This window comes from Lysinibacillus sp. DFXJR4 (genome assembly GCF_057196045.1).
In genome coordinates, this window is sequence record NZ_JBXUNW010000006.1 from 178,483 (window position 1) to 203,367 (window position 24,885).

The 24,885-nt window shown below is 37.1% G+C and carries 21 protein-coding genes and 2 pseudogenes; 10 read left to right on the forward strand and 13 right to left on the reverse strand.

Annotation, left to right across the window (positions count from 1 at the left end; genetic code table 11):
• Positions 1-133: 133 nt before the first annotated feature.
• A complete protein-coding gene (locus AC2CGN_RS14840; RefSeq protein WP_484514662.1) occupies positions 134-502 on the forward strand; it encodes a hypothetical protein in 369 nt (122 codons plus the stop codon).
• Positions 503-898: 396 nt separating this feature from the next.
• Here AC2CGN_RS14840 and AC2CGN_RS14845 read toward each other — a convergent pair whose 3' ends face one another.
• Complete coding sequence (locus AC2CGN_RS14845; protein ID WP_484514664.1) at positions 899-1,132, reverse strand: hypothetical protein; 234 nt, start codon at positions 1,130-1,132, stop codon at positions 899-901.
• 234 nt (positions 1,133-1,366) lie between these two features.
• Here AC2CGN_RS14845 and AC2CGN_RS14850 point away from each other — a divergent pair.
• Positions 1,367-1,615: pseudogene (locus tag AC2CGN_RS14850) on the forward strand (IS110 family transposase); the annotation flags it as partial.
• A 63-nt stretch (positions 1,616-1,678) separates the two neighbouring features.
• Here AC2CGN_RS14850 and AC2CGN_RS14855 read toward each other — a convergent pair.
• Both AC2CGN_RS14855 and AC2CGN_RS14860 read right to left on the reverse strand, forming a co-directional pair.
• Positions 1,679-2,398, reverse strand: coding sequence for a hypothetical protein (locus tag AC2CGN_RS14855; protein WP_484514666.1), 720 nt, complete (start codon positions 2,396-2,398; stop codon positions 1,679-1,681).
• A gap of 53 nt (positions 2,399-2,451) precedes the next feature.
• On the reverse strand, positions 2,452-3,099 hold the full coding sequence (locus AC2CGN_RS14860) for a TnsA endonuclease N-terminal domain-containing protein (protein WP_484514668.1): 648 nt from the start codon (positions 3,097-3,099) through the stop codon (positions 2,452-2,454).
• 1,033 nt (positions 3,100-4,132) lie between these two features.
• On the opposite strand from AC2CGN_RS14860, the gene AC2CGN_RS14865 reads away from it, so the two are divergent.
• The 7 genes from AC2CGN_RS14865 (at position 4,133) to AC2CGN_RS14895 (ending at position 9,278) form a co-directional block, all read left to right on the forward strand.
• On the forward strand, positions 4,133-4,810 hold the full coding sequence (locus AC2CGN_RS14865) for a response regulator transcription factor (protein WP_429986333.1): 678 nt from the start codon (positions 4,133-4,135) through the stop codon (positions 4,808-4,810).
• Positions 4,807-5,811 (forward strand): sensor histidine kinase, encoded by a 1,005-nt coding sequence (locus AC2CGN_RS14870; RefSeq protein WP_484514670.1) that lies wholly within the window; start codon positions 4,807-4,809, stop codon positions 5,809-5,811. Before AC2CGN_RS14865 ends, AC2CGN_RS14870 begins: the two co-directional genes overlap by 4 nt.
• A gap of 83 nt (positions 5,812-5,894) precedes the next feature.
• Positions 5,895-6,617, forward strand: a complete 723-nt coding sequence (locus tag AC2CGN_RS14875) for an ABC transporter ATP-binding protein (RefSeq protein ID WP_429983430.1) — start codon at positions 5,895-5,897, stop codon at positions 6,615-6,617.
• Positions 6,614-7,363, forward strand: a complete 750-nt coding sequence (locus AC2CGN_RS14880) for an ABC transporter permease (protein ID WP_484514672.1) — start codon at positions 6,614-6,616, stop codon at positions 7,361-7,363. The genes AC2CGN_RS14875 and AC2CGN_RS14880 overlap by 4 nt, the downstream gene beginning before the upstream one ends.
• Positions 7,360-8,118: an ABC transporter permease gene (locus AC2CGN_RS14885; protein WP_484514674.1), complete on the forward strand. Its 759-nt coding sequence runs from the start codon at positions 7,360-7,362 to the stop codon at positions 8,116-8,118. The genes AC2CGN_RS14880 and AC2CGN_RS14885 overlap by 4 nt, the downstream gene beginning before the upstream one ends.
• A 127-nt stretch (positions 8,119-8,245) precedes the next feature.
• A complete protein-coding gene (locus AC2CGN_RS14890; RefSeq protein ID WP_484514676.1) occupies positions 8,246-8,926 on the forward strand; it encodes a CPBP family intramembrane glutamic endopeptidase in 681 nt (226 codons plus the stop codon).
• Entirely contained in the window at positions 8,910-9,278 is a 369-nt protein-coding gene (locus AC2CGN_RS14895) for a hypothetical protein (RefSeq protein ID WP_484514678.1), read from the forward strand. The genes AC2CGN_RS14890 and AC2CGN_RS14895 overlap by 17 nt, the downstream gene beginning before the upstream one ends.
• 203 nt (positions 9,279-9,481) lie before the next feature.
• Here AC2CGN_RS14895 and AC2CGN_RS14900 read toward each other — a convergent pair whose 3' ends face one another.
• The 6 genes from AC2CGN_RS14900 to AC2CGN_RS14925 all read right to left on the reverse strand — a co-directional run bounded on the left by AC2CGN_RS14900 (position 9,482) and on the right by AC2CGN_RS14925 (position 17,504).
• The gene (locus AC2CGN_RS14900) at positions 9,482-11,563 is read right to left on the reverse strand and encodes a serine hydrolase domain-containing protein (RefSeq protein WP_484514679.1); all 2,082 of its coding nucleotides are present in this window, start codon (positions 11,561-11,563) and stop codon (positions 9,482-9,484) included.
• A 571-nt stretch (positions 11,564-12,134) separates the two neighbouring features.
• The gene (locus AC2CGN_RS14905; protein ID WP_484514681.1) at positions 12,135-12,479 is read right to left on the reverse strand and encodes a YxlC family protein; all 345 of its coding nucleotides are present in this window, start codon (positions 12,477-12,479) and stop codon (positions 12,135-12,137) included.
• A complete protein-coding gene (gene sigY / locus AC2CGN_RS14910) occupies positions 12,466-12,996 on the reverse strand; it encodes an RNA polymerase sigma factor SigY (protein ID WP_484514705.1) in 531 nt (176 codons plus the stop codon). Before sigY ends, AC2CGN_RS14905 begins: the two co-directional genes overlap by 14 nt.
• A gap of 601 nt (positions 12,997-13,597) precedes the next feature.
• The gene (locus tag AC2CGN_RS14915) at positions 13,598-14,356 is read right to left on the reverse strand and encodes a hypothetical protein (protein ID WP_484514683.1); all 759 of its coding nucleotides are present in this window, start codon (positions 14,354-14,356) and stop codon (positions 13,598-13,600) included.
• Positions 14,353-15,942 carry a helix-turn-helix domain-containing protein gene (locus tag AC2CGN_RS14920; RefSeq protein WP_484514685.1) on the reverse strand — a complete coding sequence of 530 codons (1,590 nt, stop codon included), beginning with the start codon at positions 15,940-15,942 and terminating at the stop codon, positions 14,353-14,355. Before AC2CGN_RS14920 ends, AC2CGN_RS14915 begins: the two co-directional genes overlap by 4 nt.
• Before the next feature lie 581 nt (positions 15,943-16,523).
• The gene (locus tag AC2CGN_RS14925) at positions 16,524-17,504 is read right to left on the reverse strand and encodes an ABC transporter substrate-binding protein (RefSeq protein ID WP_484514687.1); all 981 of its coding nucleotides are present in this window, start codon (positions 17,502-17,504) and stop codon (positions 16,524-16,526) included.
• Between the two features lie 895 nt (positions 17,505-18,399).
• Here AC2CGN_RS14925 and AC2CGN_RS14930 point away from each other — a divergent pair.
• Entirely contained in the window at positions 18,400-18,669 is a 270-nt protein-coding gene (locus tag AC2CGN_RS14930; protein ID WP_484514707.1) for an IS30 family transposase, read from the forward strand.
• A gap of 1,607 nt (positions 18,670-20,276) precedes the next feature.
• Here AC2CGN_RS14930 and AC2CGN_RS14935 read toward each other — a convergent pair.
• The 4 genes and pseudogenes from AC2CGN_RS14935 to glmS form a co-directional block, all read right to left on the reverse strand.
• Positions 20,277-20,684: a hypothetical protein gene (locus AC2CGN_RS14935; protein ID WP_484514689.1), complete on the reverse strand. Its 408-nt coding sequence runs from the start codon at positions 20,682-20,684 to the stop codon at positions 20,277-20,279.
• A 416-nt stretch (positions 20,685-21,100) separates the two neighbouring features.
• Positions 21,101-21,356 (reverse strand): annotated as a pseudogene (locus AC2CGN_RS14940) (heteromeric transposase endonuclease subunit TnsA); the annotation flags it as partial.
• Between the two features lie 329 nt (positions 21,357-21,685).
• Positions 21,686-22,150, reverse strand: a complete 465-nt coding sequence (locus AC2CGN_RS14945) for a GNAT family N-acetyltransferase (RefSeq protein WP_337990859.1) — start codon at positions 22,148-22,150, stop codon at positions 21,686-21,688.
• A gap of 255 nt (positions 22,151-22,405) precedes the next feature.
• A complete protein-coding gene (gene glmS / locus AC2CGN_RS14950; protein ID WP_484514691.1) occupies positions 22,406-24,208 on the reverse strand; it encodes a glutamine--fructose-6-phosphate transaminase (isomerizing) in 1,803 nt (600 codons plus the stop codon).
• Positions 24,209-24,885: the final 677 nt, after the last annotated feature.

The window sequence follows — 24,885 nt, forward strand, 5'->3', positions numbered from 1 at the left end:
GTGTTAACCGAGCAGGAGTTAAATAAAAATTAGAAATAAATAACTACAGTATATTGAAAAAACCACTTTATAGTGTAAAATTACACTATAAGGTGGTTTTTCCTCAATAAACTAATATGGGGGGATCTATAAATTGAAGAGGTTGATTATAGGTATTTTATCTTTTTTTCCAGTTCCTTTCTTATTTCATTTCTACGAATATAATAGTCACCTTGCTAGGCAACACGCTGATTTTTTGTTTCCGATATTTTTAGTGTTCATAATTGTTGTAGGTATATCATCGAGAAATATTAAACTTCCTTTGTTCTTTGGCTTGAATTTTATTATGACCGTTATTTCTTTGATATTTGGCTATTTTTTTATAGTTGATGATGGAGGTTGGTTTAAACCCTTTGGCAGAGATGCTGCCATTATATTTGTTTCAATTATTTATATTTTAGGGCAATTAATTATAAGAGTATTTAGCAAGCACGGTCATACTAACAGCCAAAGTAATAAGTAAATATGAAACGAAATGAAGTAATTCTTCGTTATGATGGATTGCTAATGGGTGCGTTATTTCAAGATGGGATTCCACTGTAGCTTTGAAATAAAGTTTTGTTTAATTAACCCAACCTTGATATGAGAACAAGTTTAAAGAGCATGTATTGAAAAAAGATCAATCAAAACATGCTCTCTTATTAATGTGGTAGATTAAATTCTTTATAAAAAAGTTTGATTATTTTTGAAAACCTTGTTGACAAAAGCCCCCATTAGCCATCCATGAAGCGTAAAAATCAGTACTTCACCACAGAAAATGAAAGATGATTATGTTCTTTATTGGGAGTTCAATAAGTAATGCCATTTATTTAAGAGAGGGCTATCTACCATACGCAGCCTCAGCGATGTTGACCTGTAATCAGGGAGCAAAGACCTCTGGATTATCGTTTCGCCATGCGCCTATGCAGCCAATCAGACAGACCGTGTAGCTTCTCATCACGCTATCAATTTCACTGTCTGCATATTCAATTGTGATATTTATTCCCGGCTTTCGCCATGCCAAAATTCGACCGGAAAATCCAGGCCACTTACATTCTTCGTCCATTTCAGGTTGACCATATGCCTTTATCGACTGATCTGGTGTTGAGCTCATCGTGACTCCCTTGGGAAGCTTTCCCGAAAACGGAGCTTTAATTCTGTCATCCGACCCAGGCGCAAGGAAGGTCGATAAACTATAGTGCCTTGAGCCCTTCCGTTAGTCTGACTCCAACGACCACGATGTATCCCTGACTGTCGCTCCCTCACGGGAAGCACTCATGGGAGATTCATCCTACTCAGGTTGCTGCACCAGCCTCTAATTTGATTGGCCGTAGAAAGGATGTTTCTAATGGAAGTCATCATTGAACGTGCATGTGGCATGGATATTCATAAGGATTCGATTACCGCATGTATTATGACACCAGAAGGTAAATTGATTCAAACCTTTTCTACTATTGAAATTAATTGATTGGATTAAAGAACGTTGTACGCACGTAGTATGGAAAGTACAGGTGTATTTTGGATGCCTATTGTAAACATACTCGAGGCTGAGAGTATCGAATTTTTAGTTGTAAATGCCCAACATATCAAAGCGGTGAACGCATTCTATTTAGAAATTGGATCATTCCGGCGGCTTCAATTCCTGGGATCTTTATGTAAGTTATATACGTTCAGATCCTTTTGTTACGAGCCATTCCTCTATATCGTTGTATAACTGTTGTTTATCTTGCTCATATATAATGGCGATCTCTTGCCCGTAGGCATAATTAAATGTTACATAGCCACCTAACATCTGATAGAAAAATTTACAAATATACGAGTTTTCCATTATCAAATCTGGAAGAAAAGCAGCTTTAAACATTTTAGCTAGCTCTTGTAGTGTAGGTCCCTCCTCTTTTGGTGGTAAACGTAAAAAATGATAATTTTGTGAGTCAGAACAAGGCTCGTAATACATGGGGCCTTCTTGAGCTTCGCCGTAAACTTGATGATATAGATTATCTAGCACTACCGTAAATATTTCATCATCTTCACCCCTGCTCTTTTGCACAGTTAGTACGTGATCAGCATGGCGAGGCAACCAGAGCAGCTGATCGACCTCAGGATGTACAGCTAGAAAATCACCATCAATTGTTGTACCAATAACTATGCACTCACCGATTTGTTGCTGAGTAATCGGACTCCCTTCGTTATGCTCCCATAAATCGTATTCAACAAAAGGCTTTAGTACCTCACTATCGGGTAAGTGAACATATATCCATCCTCTATAAGTTCCTGCTCCAAACTGTTGTAGAAATGTTAGATAGCCTGGCGGAAAAAATATTGCCTCAATCTCCACAAGAAAGTCATGTTGAAATGGTTTAGGCTGACTGACAAAATACATGGACATTCCTCCTACAGTTTCCCCTCAAGAAATTGCTATTATAATACATGTAATTAATGTTTTTGGGGACTTTGTTGTTGTATATTTCCTAGGTAGGTGAGTAAATATAAACTCATCTCTTCTTCCTTTTTTTCATTAAGATAATAATGCTCATGTATATATTTAAGATTTTTTACAAACAATGTGTCCATAACTTTTTCATCTATAAGACACCATTCCACGTTATAATCTTCCCAATATTGCCTTTCTATTTCTAAATTCTCCATAACTCTAGGGTCTTCCAATTCACTGCTTGGTTTTATTGAACGTGCTATGTGCATTACCTTATTTTCATTTTTAATTGTGACTAGAAAATCTGTAGTCATTACAATATTGGTTTGGGTTTTATTTTCAAATGGGTGATTAATTCCTTTCTCAGAAGCAATTGTCATTGTCTTTTTACGTTCTAGTGGAAATTGTTCTCTTATATCAATTACCTTTTTACTCCACTCCAAATAAAAAAAATAAGAAAGTTCTAAATCAAATAAAAGATGATGAATTCTATTAGTTTTCCAACCACGAGGACGATGTACTCGTCGATTACCGGGTATTTCATTTGTTTTAATCCACGGTAGATAATGATTCAGTTCTCCAGAACCTCTTCCTTCCGCATAAAATTTTGCTATTTTTTCTTCTGTCCCAGTATATTTATTTACTGACAAAATACCGCCACCAATCGACTTCTTTCCACTATTAATACCAAATATTCAGACATTTAACAAGTGTGGCTTCAGAAGTTCTTAAAAGGTTAATTTAAAGCCTAATGAAATCCCTAAGGGTTTTCATTAGGCTTTCGTATGTAGAAACTTTTTTATAAGGCTGGTTTCTAATGGATTTCTGTTATTCAATGTAGTGTAGTGCTTTAATTGAAGATTCGCATCCCGAAATAATCAATCTTTATTATAAAAATCAAACTAGATAAATAAAGAACCAACTGTTTTGATCAAACTTTGTTTCAAAACAGTTGGTTTCTTTCTGTATAAAATCAGCGTTTGCAACTTACTTTTAATCGAACTTTATTCAAAAGCTACAACAAACCTTGAGAAAACAGCCATAATCAAACTCTATTCTAGGTAACAATTGAACAACTTAAAGTACACATCCTAAACCTTGGTATTACTACATTCAAACTTGTTTAGCTAGAGTCTACTTATAATGAACATACTTATATTTTGAATAGAACTATATAATTATTTTTCTTCACTTTTTTTACCATCTTACATACTTTCGGTAGAATAGTGGTGGGAATACACTTTATTCCCAAATAAAATATTAAGCAAAGGGAAATTATTATTTATGACTGATTTTAGGCTTAGAATGAAGAAAAGTGTAGAAATTTTAGATATGAAGTTACAAGAAATTAATGATGCTACAATGGCTATTGGAAGAAAAAAAGTTTGGAGCGATACAGAAAGATTAAGTTGAACATGGAAACATTGACTTGGATTATAAATACAGATTCATTACTTTTTAAAAATGATAAAGATTATGAAGAATGCAAAATTAATTTTCAGAAAAAAATAGAAAGCAATTTCAAACGGAGTTTAAAAAACATTCACTTACTTATATAAAAATGACAGAGAATGGCTTGAAGTCAATTTTCCTACACAATGTGATACCTTGCACACACAAAAGCATCCAATTGTTACTGTAATGATGCAAGATAAATTTGAAATTTAGAGAGAGGGATGTTACTTGAAAAGAAGCGTATTATATATTGAAGATAATGAGAAAATAGGCAGTTGGGTAAAAGAAGAATTGGAACAGCGAGGGTTTTCAGTTCAATGGCTGCTTTCAGGTGAAGGAGCCGAAAGAGAAGTAAATCAGCATGAATTAGTTATTTTGGATATCATGCTACCCGGGTTAGACGGATTTACTGTGGGAAAACGATTAAAGAAGGCAGCTCCTGCCGTTCCTATATTGCTGTTATCTGCTCGAACATCGATAGAAGATAAAGTAGATGGTTTAAAATTTGCTGATGACTATTTAACGAAACCCTTCCATACGGATGAATTAATTGCAAGATTAGAAGTATTAATCCGTCGAAGTGGTGGAACACATTCCGAGCGTATTTCATTAGGAAATGATATTGAAGTAGATCCAGAAGTTCAAATGGTATACGACAAACGCACAGGTGAAGAAATTATATTAACAGGGAAACAACATCAAATATTAATGTACTTCTTACGCCATCCTAATCAGGTTTTACCCAAAGAACAAATCTATGAAGCCATTTGGCAAGAAGCTTATATTACTGGGGATAAAACAATAATGGTGCATATCCATCGATTGCGTCAAAAGTTGGAACGTCATCCAGATTCCCCAGGAATTATTGAAACGTTGAAGGGAATAGGCTATCGGGTGAAACTATGAAACAGAATAGATCATTATTTAGTCGTTTTCTAAAAGTGCATTTTCTATTTATCTTTTTTCCTCTTCTTGTGCTTATTTTCTTCACTGCGTTCGTTCCTGATAGCAATGAAAAAGAAATGAATATGTTAAATCTGTTTTACTTTACCGTACTTTTGTTTGGTTTTATTATTGTCGCATTTGTTGTAATATCTTGGCTGTTCTTCTTGAGACTTCGTAAACGTCTCACCCGCTTACAGGAAGTCATGTCATTTTCAGCTAATCATAATTCATTTCCTAAACCAATATCTGTTCAAACGGATCGTATGGATGAAATAGACCAGTTAGGAAGTTCTTTTAATTGGATGATTCAGCAGCTTGAAGGCAGTCGCAAGCGAGAATATGAAGAGGAATTATTACGCCATCGACTCATTGCGAATTTATCTCACGACTTACGAACGCCACTTACCATTTTGAGAGGACTTATCACCAGATTAAATAAAGAATCCATGAGTTTTGAAGGGCAAGACTCATTAGCAGAGATGAACCATACGATTACAAGAGTCGGAGATCTAATGGATGATTTACTTGCCTATACATTGCTCTCATCAGGGAAACATCCTTTTCATCCCACTTCAACAGATATTGTACGATTAGTAAGAGCATCTGTCGCTGAGTGGTATCCTGCATTTGAAGAAAAAGAAATTCAGTTAGATGTTGATTTACCGACAGAGAAGACTTTTTATTGGGAAGCAGATCCTAAATGGATGACACGGGTTCTGGATAATTTATTTCAGAATATTCTTCGCCATGCAGCAGAGGGAAAATATACAAACATTGTGGTTGATGTAAAAAAAGAACTGATCATTGTTGCAGACAGAGGTCCAGGTATGGATAACTCTTCCTATAGGGGTGGGGCGGGGATTGGTTTATCGGCTTCAAATTATATGTTGAAAAAAATGAAGCTGAAAGCTGACTTTACATCAAATGAAAATGGTACAAGAGTAGCTATTGGTAGAGCTTAACCTAAAGTTAACCCAGAAGTAAACAGCAAGATAACCGAGATTTAACTTTGCTTTTTTATAATTAGAACCATAACAGAAAGGGAGTGTTGTGGTTGCTTACGATTAATAACTTAGTCAAACATCGCGGAGCTCAAGAAATCTTATCAGGTATCAGTTTTAAAGCTAGACCAGGTAGAGTAACTGGTTTTTTAGGTCCGAATGGGGCAGGTAAAAGTTCTACACTTCGCATCCTGCTTGGATTAGATCGTGCCACCTCAGGGAGTGCACTAATTAATGGAAAGACATTCGCAGAATTACATAATCCTCTAGTAACAGTAGGTGCCGCACTTGATGGATTTGGAGCTCATCGCATGCGAACAGGACGAGCACATCTGCGTTGGATTGCTCGTGCCTCAGGATTATCTCGCTCACGTGTCGAGGAAGTTCTGGAAATAGTAGGTCTTACGAATGTAGCTGGTAAAAGAGTTGGGAGTTATTCCCTGGGTATGGGAAGAAGACTTGGAATGGCAGCTGCACTACTTGGTGATCCAAAAATATTGGTTTTAGATGAACCTGTAAACGGGCTCGACCCAGAAGGAATTCGTTGGATTCGGACATTTTTACGTGAACGCGCTGAGTCTGGCAACACGGTGTTACTATCCAGTCATCTAATGGGAGAGCTTGAAGAGACTGTTGATGATGTGGTGATTATTAATCATGGAAAAATCGTCGCAAATGGAACATTGAAAGAAGTAATAGGTAATCATTCCACGCTGGAGGGAGCTTTTTTTGCCCTGACATCTAAAAATGCAGGTGATGTTGTATGAGAGCATTTAACGCGGAACTATCTAAATTGTTCTCCCTGCCGGGTATTTGGCTTGCCTTTCTTATTGGAGCATTTGCCCCAGCGGTCATTGCTGCCTTGGACAGCACAGCACAAAAAGAGAAGATTATAGCTGGAGTTAGCACACGTCTATCGGAAGTTGGCTATATTGGTTTAGGTCTTGGTGTACAAGGTGTCATTATTCTTGGTGTGCTTGCTGTCAGCAGTGAGTATTTGACAGAGAGCAGTGAATCTGGTGGAGGGAATCAGATTACAACGAGTTTAACTGTTGTTTCATCCCGTTTCCACTTTTTGCTGGCAAAAGCAAGTGCAGTGACAGTGATCAGCATACTGCTTTCCATTGTTGCTATTCTAACAACTGTGTCAGCAACAAATCTTATTCTTGGTGAATACGCCCCTGCATTTGAAACATCTAGACTGATTGGCGCGGTTTGTTACTGGATATTTACTGCTCTTTTAGCATTTGGGATTACGGTTCTAACTAAGAATGGCATTATCCCGCTTGCTGTGCTCATGATAAATTCATCAGTTGTGACAGTCTCTTACCTCCTTGCTAAGGTTACAAAATTAGCGTTTTACTTACCAGATAAGGCTGGCGTTGATATGTTTATGTTTACGAGCGACAGTTTTCACACCCCATTCACAGGTGGTTTAATCATGTTTGCTTGGGTAGCTGTTCTTTTCATTGTCGCAGCTATTGTATTCCATAGGAGGGACGTTACATCATGAGTGTCTCTTCTAGTAGAAAGATAACACTAATCCTCGGTGCTGAACTGGAAAAATTAGTTACATTACCATTGGTATGGCTCACTCTTATGGGGACATTCATTCTAAATTTAGTTTTAGCAGCAGCTTTTACTTCTGCTGGTCTACAAGGGGCAGCAGGAACGCAAAGTATACTGAAAATAGGACTTGCTTCTATGGGATATCTTCAAGCAGGGTTCATTATTCTAGGTATCTTAGCTACTTGTTCAGAGTATACGGGTGGACAGATTCGAACTACTTTAACTACGATCCCTTGGCGAGGGTTTCAACTATCCATGAAGCATTTAGCTTTGGCAATTGTAACCATTCCTATGGCGTTTATTATTGCTGCATCAGGTGTACTATATGCTTTTATTATGATGAGAGACACAGCATTAGTGATTGAAATAGACGCTATAATAAAAATTTTAGTAGGTGCAACCGGCTATCTAACATTAACCACCCTTCTCAGTGCAGCTATAGGTGTTCTACTCAGACGAACCACTCCTGCTTTAGTGGTACTGCTTGGTCATTATTTCATTGTCAGTCCATTATTGAGAGATTTTTTACCCGGTATTAAAAATTATTTTCCGGATACGGCAGGATATTATATGTATATGCCGCCTTCCTCTGATGAAATAAATGTCCTTACACCAATGCAAGGGACAGGTGTTTTGATGTTATGGACACTGATCTTTATTACAGTAGCTATTGTATTTTACCGTAAACGAGATGCCTAAGTTTAGGTTTCAGCAATTACCGGAAAAAGTGATTTATAAGATATACATAATAAACCTAATAACGTTCCCAAATGCAATCTTGGTAAATATTCAAAAATAGGAAATAACTACATTAATGGAGGTAGAAATGGAATCGCAATTAAGTGTTGTACGTAAAGTGAAAAATAATGATGTAAAAACAATGATAGGGTTTCTACTCATATTTTATTTGGCATGGACAATTAAAGAATTATGGTTAATTGACTACATTTATTCGTTCGGTGAAATAATCTCCCCATTATTAGAGGCATTGGTTAAGGGGTTCGTATGGATTGTTCCAACTTGGTTATACATAAAATATTATTTACATACTAACCCATTTGACTACTTAAGAGTGAACGTTAATGTTAAAAGAGGTTTATTTTGGGGAGTAGTTCTTTCACTGTTAGTTGGCTTATATTTTACATTTGAAACATATATTATTAATCAGCAATCATTTCAATTTTCATTATCCCTTGATGATTACCTTAATGGTTTTCTTATGGCAGGGCTAGCTGAAGAAATTGTTTTCAGGGGATTAATTTTACAAGAAATCAATAAAAAAATGGCTTTTTGGAAAGCAAATATTGTGACTGCTTTACTATTTTTGGTCATTCACTACCCAATTTGGATTTACAATGCTGGATTCTATGATTTCTTTATAGCTGGGACCCATATATATGTTTTTGCACTAGGTTTACTTTTTGGTTTTGTCTATAAAAAGACAGGTTCATTATGGTCGGTTGTGTTGTTGCACGCGTTGCATAATTTTTTTGTTACTATTATTTAGTGAAAAAAGTGCCTTCCTTTATACAATAGAGGAAGGCACTAGCTTTTTAAGCCTAAAATCAACTGATTTTATACAGAAAGAAACCAACTGTTTTGAAACAAAGTTTGATCAAAACAGTTGGTTCTTTATTTATCTAGTTTGGTTTTTATTGATTATTTCTGGATGCGAATCTTCAATTAAAGTGCCCGTTAAAATTAGCACTTCACCACAGAAAATGAAAGATGATTTAGTTCTTTCATGGGAGTTCAATAAGAAAGAGCTGCCTATGCAACTCAATGATCTTCAAGTAAACCCCATTAATTTAAGAAGTTCTAAAGTAAAAAGGGAACAATTTCATTCCCTTTCATTTTAATTTATGCTTTCAGCTATTGTCATAAAGCTTTTAGTATTTTAAGACAAACACCATTAACAGATTTTATTACCATGATTGTTTATGGGGAAATGATAAGTGTTCAGTAAGCCCCTTCGTAAAGAGAATGCGTCAATACAAACAAAACCAGCAAAACACCTTTTCGGTGTCATACTGGTTTTGTTGAAGTACATCTTAAATTGTAGTTAGTTCAACTTGATTGCAAATTCCGAGTTTGGCGCGCCAGCAAATACAACCGTTCCGTTCATCGGCAGTTGTACTTTGTTATTGCCGCTTACAACGGTAAAATTGATACATACACCCTTCTCATCATACACCGCGAACGAACTCTTCGATGGCAACGCTACGGTCATCGTTTTCCCTGCTGCTGCTTGCGGAATCGTAAACCATTTCGCATGCCCATTTGCCTGCAGCGTAACTTTGGATGATTGGCTTACATCCAGCGGTTTTACGTTGGTTTCACTTAAGTATAAAAATCCGGACATCTCCATATATTCATTACCGCCTTTTGTATAGAAACGAGATTCCGTCGTATCACGGCCTGCCATCCCAGGGATCTGGAGCTGATGTGCAGCCGTGTTTGGGCCGGTAATTTTTCTGCCGTTCCAATAGCCCTCTAGACCATCATGACGATTAATTTGTGTTGTAAGCAACAGTGGTACGAGATATTGAGCAGAACTATATTTCTCGTTTACGAGATAGAACTTGACGCCTTCCCGCTTTTCCCATGCTGCAGCGGTTTCCTTCGATAGCACATTGTCTTCAAGTTTCTCGGCTACATATTGAGTCATCGCTATTTGCCCTAAACCTGGCACCGATGGATATGTACTCTCCTTCAAATAAGTTCGTCCATTCTTCTCAGTGACGAAATTGATGGTACCATTCTCATTAATAAAGCTTCCATTCGCAGTATATACATATTTTTCTTTTGGATTATATGGGCTCTGGTAGATTAGTTCTCCATTCTTCGTAATTTCTATTTTGAAATGACTTGAACTATTACCGTAAAAACCCGCTTTCTTCACTACGTCTTGAGGCATTTTGGCTTTGACCGGCTTGCCAAAGGATTTGTTCGGCTTAATGTCCTTAATTGTGCCCTTCTCTTTGAGCGCGGCAAGTAGCAATTCAGTCGCCATCAGTTGATTTACAGAACTCCCGCCGCCGGATGACAACACAGCCACTGCCATCTTCTGTTCAGGAAGTACGACCAGTGAAGCATGTTGTAAAAACGTGTCTCCGCCCTTAACCAAGCCCTTTATTCCATATTCACTGAATGGATATAGTTTCACACTATCCCAGCCAAGACCATAGTTGAGATTGTTAGCTTCATCCCCCGGCCACATTCCTTTTTTATATTCCTCTTGCTCCATCGCTTTGACTGCCTTATCAGAGAGGATCCCTTTTTCCTGTCCCATAAATAATTGTGAGAATCGCACCATATCCTCTGCTGTGGAAGAGATCCCTCCCGCCCCGATAACATTCACCGATTCAGTGGGAAGCTGCCCTTGGTACATTGGAAAATAAAGTCCAGCCCGCTTATCATCTTCCCATTTATCCTGCGGCGTTTTCGTGTGATTTAGCTTTAAGGGTTCTGTAAACTGTTTATGTAGAAATTCGGTAAAGCTCAGACCGCTGACTCTTTCCACCAAAATCTCAGCCAGCGTAAAGCCGTCGTTGCAGTATACCGAGAACGCGCCAGGATCCGCCTTCAAGTGCTGGTTGGACAATCGCTGCAACAAGTTATCATGGGCATAGGTATCATTATCTTTAAATAAAAATGCATTCCTATACTCAGTACCTTGCAAGCCGGAGGAGTGGTTCAACAGCATACGCGGCGTAATGCTTTTGTAACGCTCGTCTTTCATTTTGAAATCAGGAACATAGTGGACAACAGGAGCATCCAAATCAACTTTTCCTTCGTCGACCAATTTCATCACAGCCGCCGTTGCATACATTTTACTGACTGAACCAATCCCATATAGGGTATCTTTGGTCAACGGCTGTTTCCCTTTCATATCGTTCTTACCAGCCTGACCCGACAAAATAATTTGGCCATTGTCAATTAGCGCATACTGCACGCTATTCGTCTCATACGACTTCGTGAGTAGCGCAGCCTTCTCTTCCGCAATCTTCTTCAGTTCCTGGCTAGCTACTTCTTGGCTAGCTACAACCGTAGTCTGACTGCTAGAAAACGCCATCGCCCCTGTTGGTAAGCTCATCGTTAACGCTAATGTAGCGGCTAACACCCCAGATAGTTTATTTTTCATAAAAGAATTGCCTCCTTAGATAAGTGATTGATTTCATTGCTGTTATTTCGAACAAAGGTATCTCCTTGTTGTCTTTGTTTAACAGATGGTAAAAATTTATAGAAGCTGCCCTCCATAAGATATTTATCAAGTAATTTCTCAAAATTGCTTACAAGAGATTCAATTTTTTCATTTCTAATACAACCTAACTAATGCGGTAATCATTGTAAGACAAGAATTTGCGCAATCCTTTCCCATAGGATTCCATTTACTAGTTCATTCATTTTTTTCTCCTCCAAATTGTTTATTTACCCTTAATACGATTACGTTCGTCTAATCGTTCACTCACGAAAAAATAAATAAAAAAAATCTCAGGAATTTGATCCTGAGACCTTTCTTTTAAATATTTTTCTTGCAAAAATAAGATAGATAATAAGATACGCTGGAAATTGAATAAGGCCTAAAAAGCCCCATAGCCAAGCATTGTGTCCCCTCTTCCGTGCATCCCAAAACATCCATGAGCTCTGACAAATCAGAATGAATGCAATCACGATGCATAACCAAAGCGGTGTGCTACTTAGTTCATTTGAGATCATTCATTACTGACCTTCTTTCTAGTTTTTTTAAGCGCTAAGGGCAATAAGATAATCCCCACAAGCTGAAAATAAAGAAAAAGAATTGGCTGACGATAAACGACAGCAATCCCAACCGAAAGCACAAATACTGCAACAGAGATAAACGTGAGGAGGTCTTTCCATTGTTTTTTTCGTATTCTTTTTTTCTCTAATTCAACATTCAGTTGAAACCATTGTAAGCTTGGAGTAGATACTGGATTCCATTGATCCAGTTTTTCTAAACCATCTATTAATTGCTTAACCGTTAATTCATTTTCATCATCCAACATAGAATGACTATTTTTAGAATCATACTCCTTCAAGTTCAGCCAACTCCTTTCGTACACTTTTTAGACCATTTGAAACTCGAGATTTTACTGTTCCTTCTGCAATACCCATCATTTTTCCAATTTCCTTATATGAATATCCGTAATAATGCTTTAACACGATTGGCATACGTATTTCTTCATTAATTTGAGCAAGTACATCAAGTACATCATTCCATTCTTCGTTCATAATGGCTGCATTCCATTTCATTTTTCGGAGCGCTTGTTCCTGCTCTAGCCAGTTTTCCTCCCGCTTCTTTCTGCGCTGTTGATCGATAAAAAGGTTCGTTGCGATTGTGATGAGCCATGATGAAAATTTGGATTCACCATTATACAGTTGGATTTTTTCAATACACTTCATCATCGTCTCTTGTGCTAAATCTTCTGCGATTTGTGGATGAAGAGTAACTTTCATTAAATACTTTACGAGGAACGAATAATTCTGTTGTAGCAGTTTCGAAAGAGCCAATGTATCTCCTTTTTTCGCCTTTCGGATTAAATCCTTTTCATCCATGAGATCTACTCCATACAATAATGATTTATATGTAATACGACTAACTGGGAAAAATCGTTCATTTTCAAAATAAAGAATCACAACAAAAACGTTTAGCCACCTATTAGTATTTATTAAGTTTACTTGAAAGTTATATATTTGACCAAAAGCCAAAGTATTGTTGCTCATTCAACGAGTTCCGAATACTTGTTTAACTATCTTAGTATTATCAAACTACTCACATGATTTGTTTAAGTATGTCCTCTTTAACTAACCTGCTTCGTTCGTTCAATAAAGAAAAAAAGAGCTGCATACGCAACTCAATGATCTTCAAGTAAAGCCCTCGTTAGCACAATAAGGGGACTCGTCAGATTTATGCGGATTTACACGATAAGACTTCAATTTTTATTTATTCATCAAAGACGATGGTGCAACATTACTTCAAATACTTCAAAACCTTTGCTATGACTGACTTTTAACAAAAGTGCATAAAACAACGTGTAAACAATGTTCATAAGAAAAGCCACAAACATTGATTTAACAACATTAGTGGCCTTTGAGTTCGCCTCCAAACTTTCATTTGGGAAACGTTATTTTGTATGGATTTGTATGTTCTATTCAACTAAGAATCATTTAGTTCATTAATATGGATTGCTTTAACAGTAAATGTCACATCATCTAATTTAAACTTTGTAATTTTATCTTTGAAAATGCGATTTATTTCAACTTGTATTTTCTCCGTTACTTCTTCATTTTCTGCAATAATTTTTAAACTTACATCATTTGTAGAATAAACCATACCAACTATACCGTATCCCGCTTCATAAGAGTATCCAGCTTTGTCTAACTCTTTTCCAACCTGTTCAAAAAATCCTCCATCTCTATTAAGTTCCTTGTAAAATGTATCTAATTCTTCTTGTTCCTGTGGGGAAGACTGTTCAGCTTTATCAATATAACCCGTTACCTTAATTAATAAGTTCCTTTTATCAAAGTTATTCGAACTTATTACATTTTCAATTCGTTGCATTAGTTCCTTTGTGACCTTTGGGGTAACATTATATCTCGGAAATTTTACTTGTATTAAATGTCGATTATCTGGTAACTCTTTATGACTTACACTTAGACCATAGCCTGTTTCAATTAAACTATTGGATATTAGACGTACTAAATCGTTGTAATTAAATACTTCTGATTCATAAGTAACTTTTTGGTAAATCTCTGATTTCATTTTATTTTCTGCACCCAAAGCCTGACTATAAATAAACGGCACTGAAACTAATAGTGATGCACCAAGTAACCCAACAATAGTCTGTCTAATACCTTGGATGAGGTGCTTACCGTTAACAGTATTAGTTGAGACCCGTAAGCAAAACCAAATCAAGCTAACGATCGCAGTATATCATCGAGTTTTTTGCTGTTGGAAATAATTCCATTATTCATCCAAGTTAGAAAATCAACCTCGTAAACACGGTTGTTTCTAACAGCTGGCAGATTACGCCACTCTGGCTTCTCAAGCAGTTCCCTCTCCTTACCTTCTTCCTGGCTATGCCATTTATCGAAAGTAATGAACAGGTGATCTGCGGATAACATACGCAGATCTTCTACAGAGAGAGTGAACATACCTGGCCTGTTCGCTTTTGAAGCTAAACCTACTGCGGAGTGGGAGCGCAATCCAACATCGCCATAGAGAACTGTTGAAACAAAACCTTGCCCTCCTTCCGTATATTGGATGATCTGGTCCGCCGAGATACGCAAAAAAGCAACACTCTGACCTTTCATAAGATGACTCAGCGCTTGACTCGCACTCCTTGCTTTGAAATCATAATTTGCGATAGCTTCATCGGCCAACTCTGCTCGCCCGAAATAATCGGCGACGGTACGTAGCAGTGTACGCCAATTATTCGTATGCTCACGCAGGATGCACGTGTTGGATATGCGTCGGCACTGAGCATATTGCTGTTGTTCGTAACGATCCACAAGCAATATCAAATCTGGTTTATAATAGGAAAGCTTGTCAAGATTGCCCCTGTTCTCCTCAAACGTCGGAATATGGTTTAAGCCTAGATAGTCTTGTTTTCCCCATTTAACATGCCAATATTGGGCGATAGGCTCCATATCCAGCGCGACGATGAAATCCTCCAAATATGGCGCTATTACTCTAAGCTTTCCCTTGCGACTGCGACGGTATTGTCCGGGTGATATGCCTACCGTCTGCTTGAAACGACGGCTGAAATAATATTCATTGCTGAAACCTGCATTTAGCGCAATATCGAGCAACTTGTCATCGGCGCTCGCCAGCCACTTCTTGGCTTGATTAATCCGTACTTCATTCAAGTACTGAAGTGGTACTTGACCAGTAGCCTCTTTGAACAGACGGGTATACTTCCAACGATCAATGCCTGCGAGGGAGGCCAGCTCTTCCACAGTCAGCAGCTCACGGTAATATTGATGAATGTGCCGTATACTGAGCTCTACCCCATGATGCTCGGTATCCGTTCCCCTCTCTTCGATTGCAGGTGCATTTTGGTGGAATAGAAAGAGCAGCAACTCTTGGAATTTCACAAATCGTTGGAACAGCTTGAGCTCGTCGCTCGCTCTGCGGAGCTCATATAACTCATTAAGGATCTCCATTGTCTTTGCGAAGGGTGAGCAGGCAAGCTCTTGCTTATCCGGTAGCAAACCTGAAGCTGCATCATAGCCTCTCGTTACGAAGCGCACCTGGTAGTAACTGCAGTTCGAAACCTTATGATTAATAGTGAAATATCTGCCAGGTCCCTGTAAATAACATTTTCCTTGTCCCGTGCCACTCATAATAAAGAGGAGTTCAAAGCTTTCTGTATCGTTTCTATTGCTGCCATCCGAATCATTCATTTCGGCTTGTTCGCCCACAACGATGAAGCGGATCGATCGCAGTATATATTGGACTAATGGTGCCATCTCGGCTTGCTCGCACTGTTCAATATCCATTGTTACTAACAACCGCCCTTTAATTGATATTCATTCTCAATGAATTTAGTGTAAATCAAAAAGAGCCTCCCATCAACCTTAAACTGTACCTTTTTAAGTTGAGGAAAAAGAAGTCGAAGTAGAAATGTCCAATAAATACTTTACTAAAGAAGATCAGAAAAAAATAAAATGCAATCCAAATATACAGGCTACGATTACATATACAAAAGAATTTAACCTTCATTTTATTGCGAAACTAAAATGGTAAATTACCTAAAGAAATTTTTAAAGCAGCAGGTTTAGATGTTGAACTAATTGGTTTAAAGCGTATTCAGGAGAAACGTTGGCGTAACGCTTCCCGTATAACTGGAGTAGTAAGTTTACAATATATGCGAAAAACAAATACAAGACGTTCGTCAGAAGGTGAATTAAGCTTAGTGAAAAAAATGTAAATAGAAATTGAAAAAGCTGCCGCAAAATACAGACGGCAGCTTCAAAAAAGTGTCTAGCCTTTCTTAAAATTGTCCTTTACAAAGGGTACAGTTAAATTTCCTAATTATGGCGATGAATCATGCCAAGGAACGTAATCACCCTATTTCGTATTAAGGAGCCAGTAATCGAAGTAAATCATCCAGCTTTAACTCGTTAGCCGTAATGGCTCCCGTCTGCCAATACGATCTCTCTACTGGATATACATGGCCATTCTTAAATGCAGGAACGGTCTGCCATAACCGATCTGCCTTCATTTCCTCAAGAGCTCTCGCGTTGCTCTCTTCCTCCCACGTCCCATTGGATGGAAGCAAAATAACATGGTCCGCGTCAAGTTCTGGAATGACCTCCTTCGACAAGACGATATTGCCCTCCGTCATTGCCTCGGCGAACCCTGGAGCCTTCAGCCCAAGATCCTCATATAAGATTTGTCCGACAAACGTGTTATGAATGCCAAAAATATTAATCGATTTGTCTACAACGTTCATTCGCAGAACAACAAGCTTCTCATCGCCAATCGCCGCGTTCAGCTTTGTTTTCACATCCGCAATACGTGCATCGTAATCAGCAAGAACCTGCTTCGCCTTATCGCTTAGATCAAGCAAATCGGCGATTAAGGTCAATGTTTTGCGCGTATCCACAAGTACATCGTCCGGCAAGCGGAACGTCGGTGCAACCTTGGAATAGAGCTCGTATTGTTCGGCATCTACCTCTCCAGCGCCGATAATCAAGTCTGGCTCGGATACAAGCAAAGCTTCGATGTTCCCAGTCACGTCGAACAATGGCACATCCAGTTTCAAATAATCCTGTTTGCCCCACATAGGGTTATAGTATTGCACAATGGGCGTTACCCCAAGTGCAACCAAATAATCTTCACGATAAAGAGCTGAGACTCGCTTCGGATTTTTCGGAATTTCTACCTCTCCGAATCCATCTGTTACGACGCGTGTTTCGTTCTGAGGCGTGCCTTCGCTTGTCACTCTCGTTGCGTTTGCAGGCTGATTGGCCTTCCCCACAGCTTGATCGCCTGTCGAGGTGCAACCTGCCATCGTAATCATTCCTGCGGTTATAAGTGATATCCATCCTGTTTTCATAAGTATCAATCTTGCCATGATTAAATTCACTCCCATAATTTATGTATAGTAGCAAAACAATTCGATTATTTATAATGATAATCATTATCGTTTAGCCTGAGTAGATAGTACCCCAAATTAGATTACATAACAATACACATTCTCTACGAACGGCTTTATACAAACTCGTCACTTCCGTATAAACGATAAACAATATAAACATTCATGAACCAGACAGAAATCATGACTTTTTTTGTGATGGTTTGACCCCAAAATAAAAACGGATGCGGTAACCTTTGATGTACTGGATTTAGGACTTCGAGATACCCCATGAAAAATATGTATACATGCTCAAACCAGCTCTGCTTCCGGATTCCAATACCAGCAACACACATCTGATTTTTTCAGTTCGGGTGGTCAGGCACCCACTTCTTTGGGGTCAAAACGACTCTTTTGATAGGTACCAACTGAGAATCAAGGCGTGGAAATCAAATAACATGATAACTTGGGCCTCCAGCCAGATGTAAATTGTAAGTTTCATTGGCTATAAGGTTTGTAGAGCAATTTGGACCAATAATTTTATTTTGTGCATATTTGTACGTTTAGCCATTTAATTGCTTCTTTTTTTTCGTCTAATTTTGCATCAAACTATATGCTTACAAACAAATACTAACTGCCAATTAGCTCTTTATGATTTGTAAATTTTATAGTAGACTGCATCCATATTTATCTACCTCAATTCCGAGACACTTGTAACATAGATTAATGAATATTTTATTTTTTTGTTTCACTTCCTCCTTTCGTATTTAACAGAAGAAAAACATACTCAAAATGTGCAGTATTTAAATTTTTTCTTTTCATTAACACATTTCATTGCCTTAATTTCATATTACAAAGCCTCTATAAGTTGAGTATTATGTGTTTCCTGCTCGAACGGACAACGCGTCGAGAGTTTATTTTCAAAATGGACGGTAAGGATGCGGATTCTGTGAACTATGTGATTGAAACCATTCTAAAGATTTTTGGGGAGTTAGCACCTAAACTATTCAAATCCATTACAGCAGATAACGGGAGTGAGTTTTCAGAGCTTGCGGAAAAATGCCAAGAGTTGATGGGGATTTACTTCACACACCCCTACTCATCATGGGAGCGAGGAACAAATGAAAATCAAATCTGTAGAAGATAAAATGAACCACTTGCCACGACGAATACATGGACTCAAAACACCGCATGAGATGTTTTAGGAAGAATTAAAGAGATTAAGAGAATCAGCGTAAGAAGACATGAATCAACCAACTCTTGTCCTAGGGTTAATGGGAGTTTATTGTCTATCGGTCTTTCCGCCAATTTAACAGGAACCTGACTCCACTTCAAGGGGCAAGCCCTTTCCGTTACGCCAGAACCCTGTTTTAACCAATTGGCAGACCGACAGACGATAAACATGAAAGTGAAAAGGAACAGAAAATATACGGACATGGGATGTATTAAAAAAAGTGTCTAACTTTATATTTCAATTTACGTAAATTTTATCTTTAAGACGAGTTCGAGAAATCTGACACCTATATTCATAATAAAACCACGTAACGAATACTATCTACCCAGTCCATTAGATTGCTCCTTCCCATGCTATTACAATTTAATCAGTTATGATAATCATTTTGATTTTTGTTTCAAGATATGTCAAAGACAGTACATGAAACTGTTGGATGTAATTTTTTATGGTTTCAAAAAAACTTCTACGCCTTTATATTTATATTTTTCCGCAGCAGTAAAATACTGCTCCACCAATTGGGAGTGTGCTGTCTCTATTTTTCAAAAACGCACTTACTTATGGTAAGGTTCACCACTATTAATGCGAAATTACCTCCTCCACAATCTGGCCCGTTTGTGGAACACGAAAAAGTACTACAGCATATCAACGCAGGATTTTTAGTTAAACTTTTCTATTAACGTCGCGACTTTATTTTAAACATCGCATCTTTTTTATAAACATCGTGACTTTATTTCAAATCTACATTCAGAACTTTATTATATTTATACACACAAAATAACTTTGTTACTACTGAATAAAATGTCATTATTAATTATAATTTACGATATAGTTTTTTAATGTAAATGAACGAGGCTGGGACAAAAAGAAAAAATGTTAGACCAAGATACAATCGGTCTAACATTTTTTTGATTCATGAAGGGATATTTAACCCAGAGGGGCGGAAAAGTTATTATCCATTTTCGCTATTTTTCAAAATAATCGAGTTCTGTCCCAGCCTTCGTTCGAATATGGAAACGAAGCCATTGATACAGCAACGATTGTACTATATAAACGGTTTCCTTCAAATGTCACAACAACTTATATTTTATGACAAACATAATTCTAAATTGTGACAGCATTAGTTATAATTCACTGTAGCTTTGAAATAAAGTTTGATCAAAAATGTTACTAGAACCCCTACTTTATGGTAAATAGAAGAACCCATTTTGAAAAAAAGATTGATCAAAAGGGATTCTAGAGTTTTGCATCCAGATGAAATTTTTATAAAAAAGTTTGATCATTTTCTACGTGTGTTATTCCATTAAAGCGCCTTTAATGGAATAACAAGGAGTTTTTAGCTGGTTTCCTGACAGCTCGTTTAGTTTGATAAGAAAATCCAAAATATCTTAAGAAGATATTTCATTTTTAACTGTTTACTTTATTAAAAATAGTGAAGCTTTTTTAATAATGTTCCACTTAGCTTTAAATCAACAACTCCACAAATTTGTTTAACGGGAGCATACAATAAAGGATATATACCCTCAATTACCTAGTTTCTTTTTATACATAACTAAGCCTAAAATGATTTCGATTACGCCAACTACAAAAAAAGTCGGTTGCAGAATGCTTTTTAATCCAAGCCAGTATACTTGGGCTACTATCCAGACAACCATTGCAAATCCAAGTACCAATGTAACTGTGATCGCAAAAGAATGATGTTTGAAAGATAAAAAGCTACCAAGCAAGCTGCCGAGTCCATGGATGGTTAACAAAAGGATTCCAGGTATTAAAAAGTCTTTAAACGGTGAATCTTTCAAAAGGTTTACTGACATACTTAAATTACTACCGTCTGGTTTTGATATAAAACCTATTCCCGCAGGAATAGCCCCTATTGCAACCAATAACAGCAATGTACCCATCGAATAGAATAGTGCTTTCGTTTGGTTCATATTCAACATCCTCCTTTTTTCAATGAAAAATATTGTAGAAGTATTAAGTAACAGCTTTCCCATCTATATTATACTCCTCTATTAAAACAAGGGATAATCTCATAGGAAAGGCTTTCACTTACCTTATCATTTAATTTTTTGCGAATTCTTATTGCACTTTCCTAAAGGTAGTTCAAGTAAAAAAAACTTACAATCCTTTCGTCCTTACCAATTTTTTTAAACGTTTTATTCAACAATCTGCGCTTTAATGGAATAACTTTATTATCACTTAACAGGTTCTTAATCCACAAGAAAAACCGAAATCCCTTCTTTATCGAGATTGGAAATTCCGGTTCATCTTTTTTATAAACGGTTAAACTTTTTTCAAAACGGTGCGACTTTTTTATAAACAGTTCAACTTTATTTCAAATCTACACCAACGGCAATAAAGGAAATTGTTCTCGAATATCAACAACAAAATCCGAATATTCAATTAAATAAAAGTAATTTCGTTCCAAATCTGATAGAAACTCATGCTGTCTATTTGTTTTAATACCTTTTAAACGTGTAGACCGACCTTTCGAAGAAACATCTTGAATGTTTAACCATGGTTTATAATTCTCTCCAACTCCAGAGCCACGACCTTCTTTAATCCACTTTTCGGATTTAGGATGTTCTAGTTCGTTTTGACATAAAAAACACCCCTTTAGATTAATATTATCCAAAGGGGTAAAACGGTGCAACTTTTTTACAAACGGTATAACTTTATTTTAAATGGTACATCTTTTTTATAAACGGTACGACTTTATTTCAAATCAACATCACATGTAAAGTGATAATAAAGTTATTTAATTCTGATCTAAAAATATAAGAGCCTCGCTACAAATAATATTGTAGTAAGGCTCTTTAAAGTTGTTTAATTTCTAATCATTTAAATGTGTTTGTAGACAAAAATCAATAATAAAGTTGTTTAATTCTTGTTCAACTAAAGCGCCCTTTAATTGAACAAAGGAACCTTTAAATTAGCATTCATAAACCATTTTTAGAAATTCATATGTGCTACCATTTGTATCTTGCATAAATGTATCAATATCTTTAAACCCAACTTTTCTATATACTTTTATCGCTCTTCGATTAAAAGTTGCCACTGATAATGTAATTTTATCTGGTGTAAATCTTGATTGGACAAAATCAATACCTGCATTTAGAAATTCTAACCCTCTACCATCACCAGTCAAATCTGGTCTCATTCCTAAACCTATATCATAAATATTAGAAGTTACTTTGTTAACACTGAAGAAACCAATGATTTCATCCTCTTTCAAAACTGCAAACATTGAGTTACCTCTTGTTTCTGGGTCTAAAAATTCAGCTAAATCTTCTTCATCAGCTTCTATATCATAAAAAGAATATTCTCCATCATAGTGCCAATTATGTGCAATATCCTCAGCTTGTTCCTGAGTCATAATCTCAAACTTATAAGTCATAAATATCCCCTCTCGCTTTCATACCCTTGTTCCACTATTCTGCCTGTTTGCTTAATACTAATCATCTCAAATATTACCATTTTTAGCAATGTTGCTCTTCTAGAATCTGGCCCGATTGTTGAACAACACTCTTCAACTAAACTGCTCCGTTAGTTCAATAAGAATTAAACAACTTTATTACTTTTTAAAGGACTTTATTGTAAATTAAACAACTTTATTATCTCTTAACATCACAGAAAATGTAGCTGCATTATATTATTCCACAGTCACCGATTTAGCCAAGTTACGTGGTTTATCGACATCACAACGGCGGTGTAATGCAGCATAGTAGCTAATTAACTGTAATGGCACCACAGAAACAAGTGGTGTTAGTAATTCGTGGACATGGGGAATTACTAAGCGATCACCATCTTCATCAACGCCAGCCATCGCGATAATGCATGGATATGCGCCACGGGCTGTTACTTCCTTCACATTACCACGAATATTTAGTGCTACATCTTCTTGTGTGACAAGGGCGAATACTGGTGTACCTTCTTCGATTAAGGCAATTGTTCCGTGTTTCAGTTCACCACCAGCAAAGCCTTCTGCCTGGATGTAAGAAATTTCTTTTAGCTTTAAGGCACCTTCAAGACTTACATAGAAATCAATATTACGACCTATGAAGAATGCGTTGCGTGCAATCTTTAAATAGTCTTCTGCGATATCTTCTAACACATCTTTTGAATCAATAATAGTTTGGATACCGTTTGCTGCAATGGCTAACTCTTGTTTTAAATCGAATTCTAAGCCTTTGCCATTTGCCTTAGCTGTTACATAGGCTGCTACAGCAAGAACGGCTACTTGTGCTACATAAGCTTTTGTGGAGGCTACCGCAATTTCTGGCCCTGCATGTAATAACAAGGTATGATCTGCTTCACGTGATAGTGTTGAGCCAGGTACGTTTGTAATCGTTAATGTTGGATAGCCGAGCTCTTTAATTTTTACAAGTACTTGGCGGCTGTCTGCTGTTTCACCCGATTGTGTAATAAAAATAAACAATGGTCTCTCTGATAATAGAGGCATATTGTATCCGAATTCACTTGAAATATGCACTTCTACTGGGATACCCGCCATTTTCTCAAAATATTGCTTTCCGATTAGGCCTGCATGGTAGCTTGTGCCGGCTGCAATAATATACAGGCGATCTGCTCCTCTTAATGCTTTTAAAATATCTGCATCAATTGTTAATTCGCCATTTTCACCTTCATACGCTTGAATAATTTTGCGAATAACCGTTGGCTGTTCATCCATTTCTTTTAGCATGTAGTGAGGGTAAGTTCCTTTTTCAATGTCGCTCATATCAAGCTCTGCTGTATATGGTGCACGTTCTATTACTGAACCATCTAATTTTGTAATTTCCACGCTAGCCTTGTGTACAATTACGACCTCTTTATCATGAAGCTCAATGTATTGATCTGTTACCTGTAGCATTGCCATTGCATCAGAAGCTACAACATTGAAGCCCTCACCTACTCCAACTAATAGAGGTGATTTATTTTTTGCGACAAAAATTGTATCTGCCGCTTCCGCATCTAATAGTGCAAGTGCATATGAACCATGTAATAAAGATAAAGTTTTACGGAATGCCTCAGCTGTCGTTAAGCCTTCTTTTACAAATAACTCTACTAATTGCACAATGACCTCTGTATCTGTATCAGATTTCATTGGAATGCCTTTTAAATAAGTTTTTTGTAATAAATGATAGTTTTCAATAACCCCATTATGCACAAGTGTAAAACGTCCTGATACACTCTGATGAGGGTGAGCATTTAAACGATTTGGCACACCATGCGTTGCCCAACGTGTATGACCAATCCCAATTTTAGCTGTAATTTCTTCGTCCACGGCCTCACGTAAGTCAGCAATACGTCCTTTTTCTTTAAAAACCGTTACGCCTTCTTCATTACGTACAGCAATACCTGCTGAGTCATAGCCACGGTATTCTAGTTTCTCTAAACCTTTTAATAGGATTTCCTTTGCATCCGATTCACCAATATAACCTACAATTCCACACATAAAATTTATTTCCTCCGATATCGTCAATTTCATGCAATGACAAATTAGACCTCAGCCTATCGAATTTTTGTGAATGGAGAAGTAATGCTTTTTTTCTTAGAAAAAAAGCATACAACTACATGCACCTTACTACTACTTACTCAGCCGACTGAAAAGTAGTCAATCGATACGTGAAGTTTCTCTATTTATCTTTGCTTTCACTAATACCTTTTCCATTTTCTGTACATTCAATCACTCGAATGCTTTCAAAATGAAAAATGACAATCGGGTATGTCGATCGGGAGGCATCCGCCGAATTTTCGATAAACCTCCACCTCGTCTGCTGAAGATTTCTCCGTCCAATTTCCTCAGCTCAGGCGCTATAATTGTTTTCCGATTTTACGCTCTCTTTCCTCCTTCTGCGTTCGTTAAAGGATAAGGTCGGACCTTATCTTCAACTTCTCCATCATACTCAATCATATGCTATCCGTCAAATTATCGTTATAAAAATATCTTCCCTCCCCCCTTTAGATTGACAATAATGAGACAACTATTAAAAATTTACTGGTTACTCAGAGCAAGCTGTTGATTTAAATGAAAGCTTCCAGCAATAGTACGCAACTCATGGCACTAGGGATTATGGGCAATTATGGTGGATTTGCTTTTTAGGCTTATGCATTGGTGATGGATACAAGATA

Excerpts from the sequence above, each read along its gene's own strand:
- AC2CGN_RS14935 (WP_484514689.1), bottom strand. The coding sequence starts at position 20,684 with ATGAACCAAACGAAAGCACTATTCTATTCGATGGGTACATTGCTGTTA.
- AC2CGN_RS14930 (WP_484514707.1), top strand. The coding sequence starts at position 18,400 with ATGTGTTTCCTGCTCGAACGGACAACGCGTCGAGAGTTTATTTTCAAA.
- AC2CGN_RS14885 (WP_484514674.1), top strand. The coding sequence starts at position 7,360 with ATGAGTGTCTCTTCTAGTAGAAAGATAACACTAATCCTCGGTGCTGAA.
- AC2CGN_RS14900 (WP_484514679.1), bottom strand. The coding sequence starts at position 11,563 with ATGAAAAATAAACTATCTGGGGTGTTAGCCGCTACATTAGCGTTAACG.
- AC2CGN_RS14855 (WP_484514666.1), bottom strand. The coding sequence starts at position 2,398 with ATGTATTTTGTCAGTCAGCCTAAACCATTTCAACATGACTTTCTTGTG.
- AC2CGN_RS14890 (WP_484514676.1), top strand. The coding sequence starts at position 8,246 with ATGGAATCGCAATTAAGTGTTGTACGTAAAGTGAAAAATAATGATGTA.
- AC2CGN_RS14945 (WP_337990859.1), bottom strand. The coding sequence starts at position 22,150 with ATGACTTATAAGTTTGAGATTATGACTCAGGAACAAGCTGAGGATATT.
- AC2CGN_RS14880 (WP_484514672.1), top strand. The coding sequence starts at position 6,614 with ATGAGAGCATTTAACGCGGAACTATCTAAATTGTTCTCCCTGCCGGGT.
- AC2CGN_RS14845 (WP_484514664.1), bottom strand. The coding sequence starts at position 1,132 with ATGAGCTCAACACCAGATCAGTCGATAAAGGCATATGGTCAACCTGAA.
- AC2CGN_RS14925 (WP_484514687.1), bottom strand. The coding sequence starts at position 17,504 with ATGAAAACAGGATGGATATCACTTATAACCGCAGGAATGATTACGATG.
- glmS (WP_484514691.1), bottom strand. The coding sequence starts at position 24,208 with ATGTGTGGAATTGTAGGTTATATTGGTGAATCGGATGCAAAGGAAATC.
- AC2CGN_RS14870 (WP_484514670.1), top strand. The coding sequence starts at position 4,807 with ATGAAACAGAATAGATCATTATTTAGTCGTTTTCTAAAAGTGCATTTT.
- AC2CGN_RS14920 (WP_484514685.1), bottom strand. The coding sequence starts at position 15,942 with ATGGATATTGAACAGTGCGAGCAAGCCGAGATGGCACCATTAGTCCAA.
- sigY (WP_484514705.1), bottom strand. The coding sequence starts at position 12,996 with ATGGATGAAAAGGATTTAATCCGAAAGGCGAAAAAAGGAGATACATTG.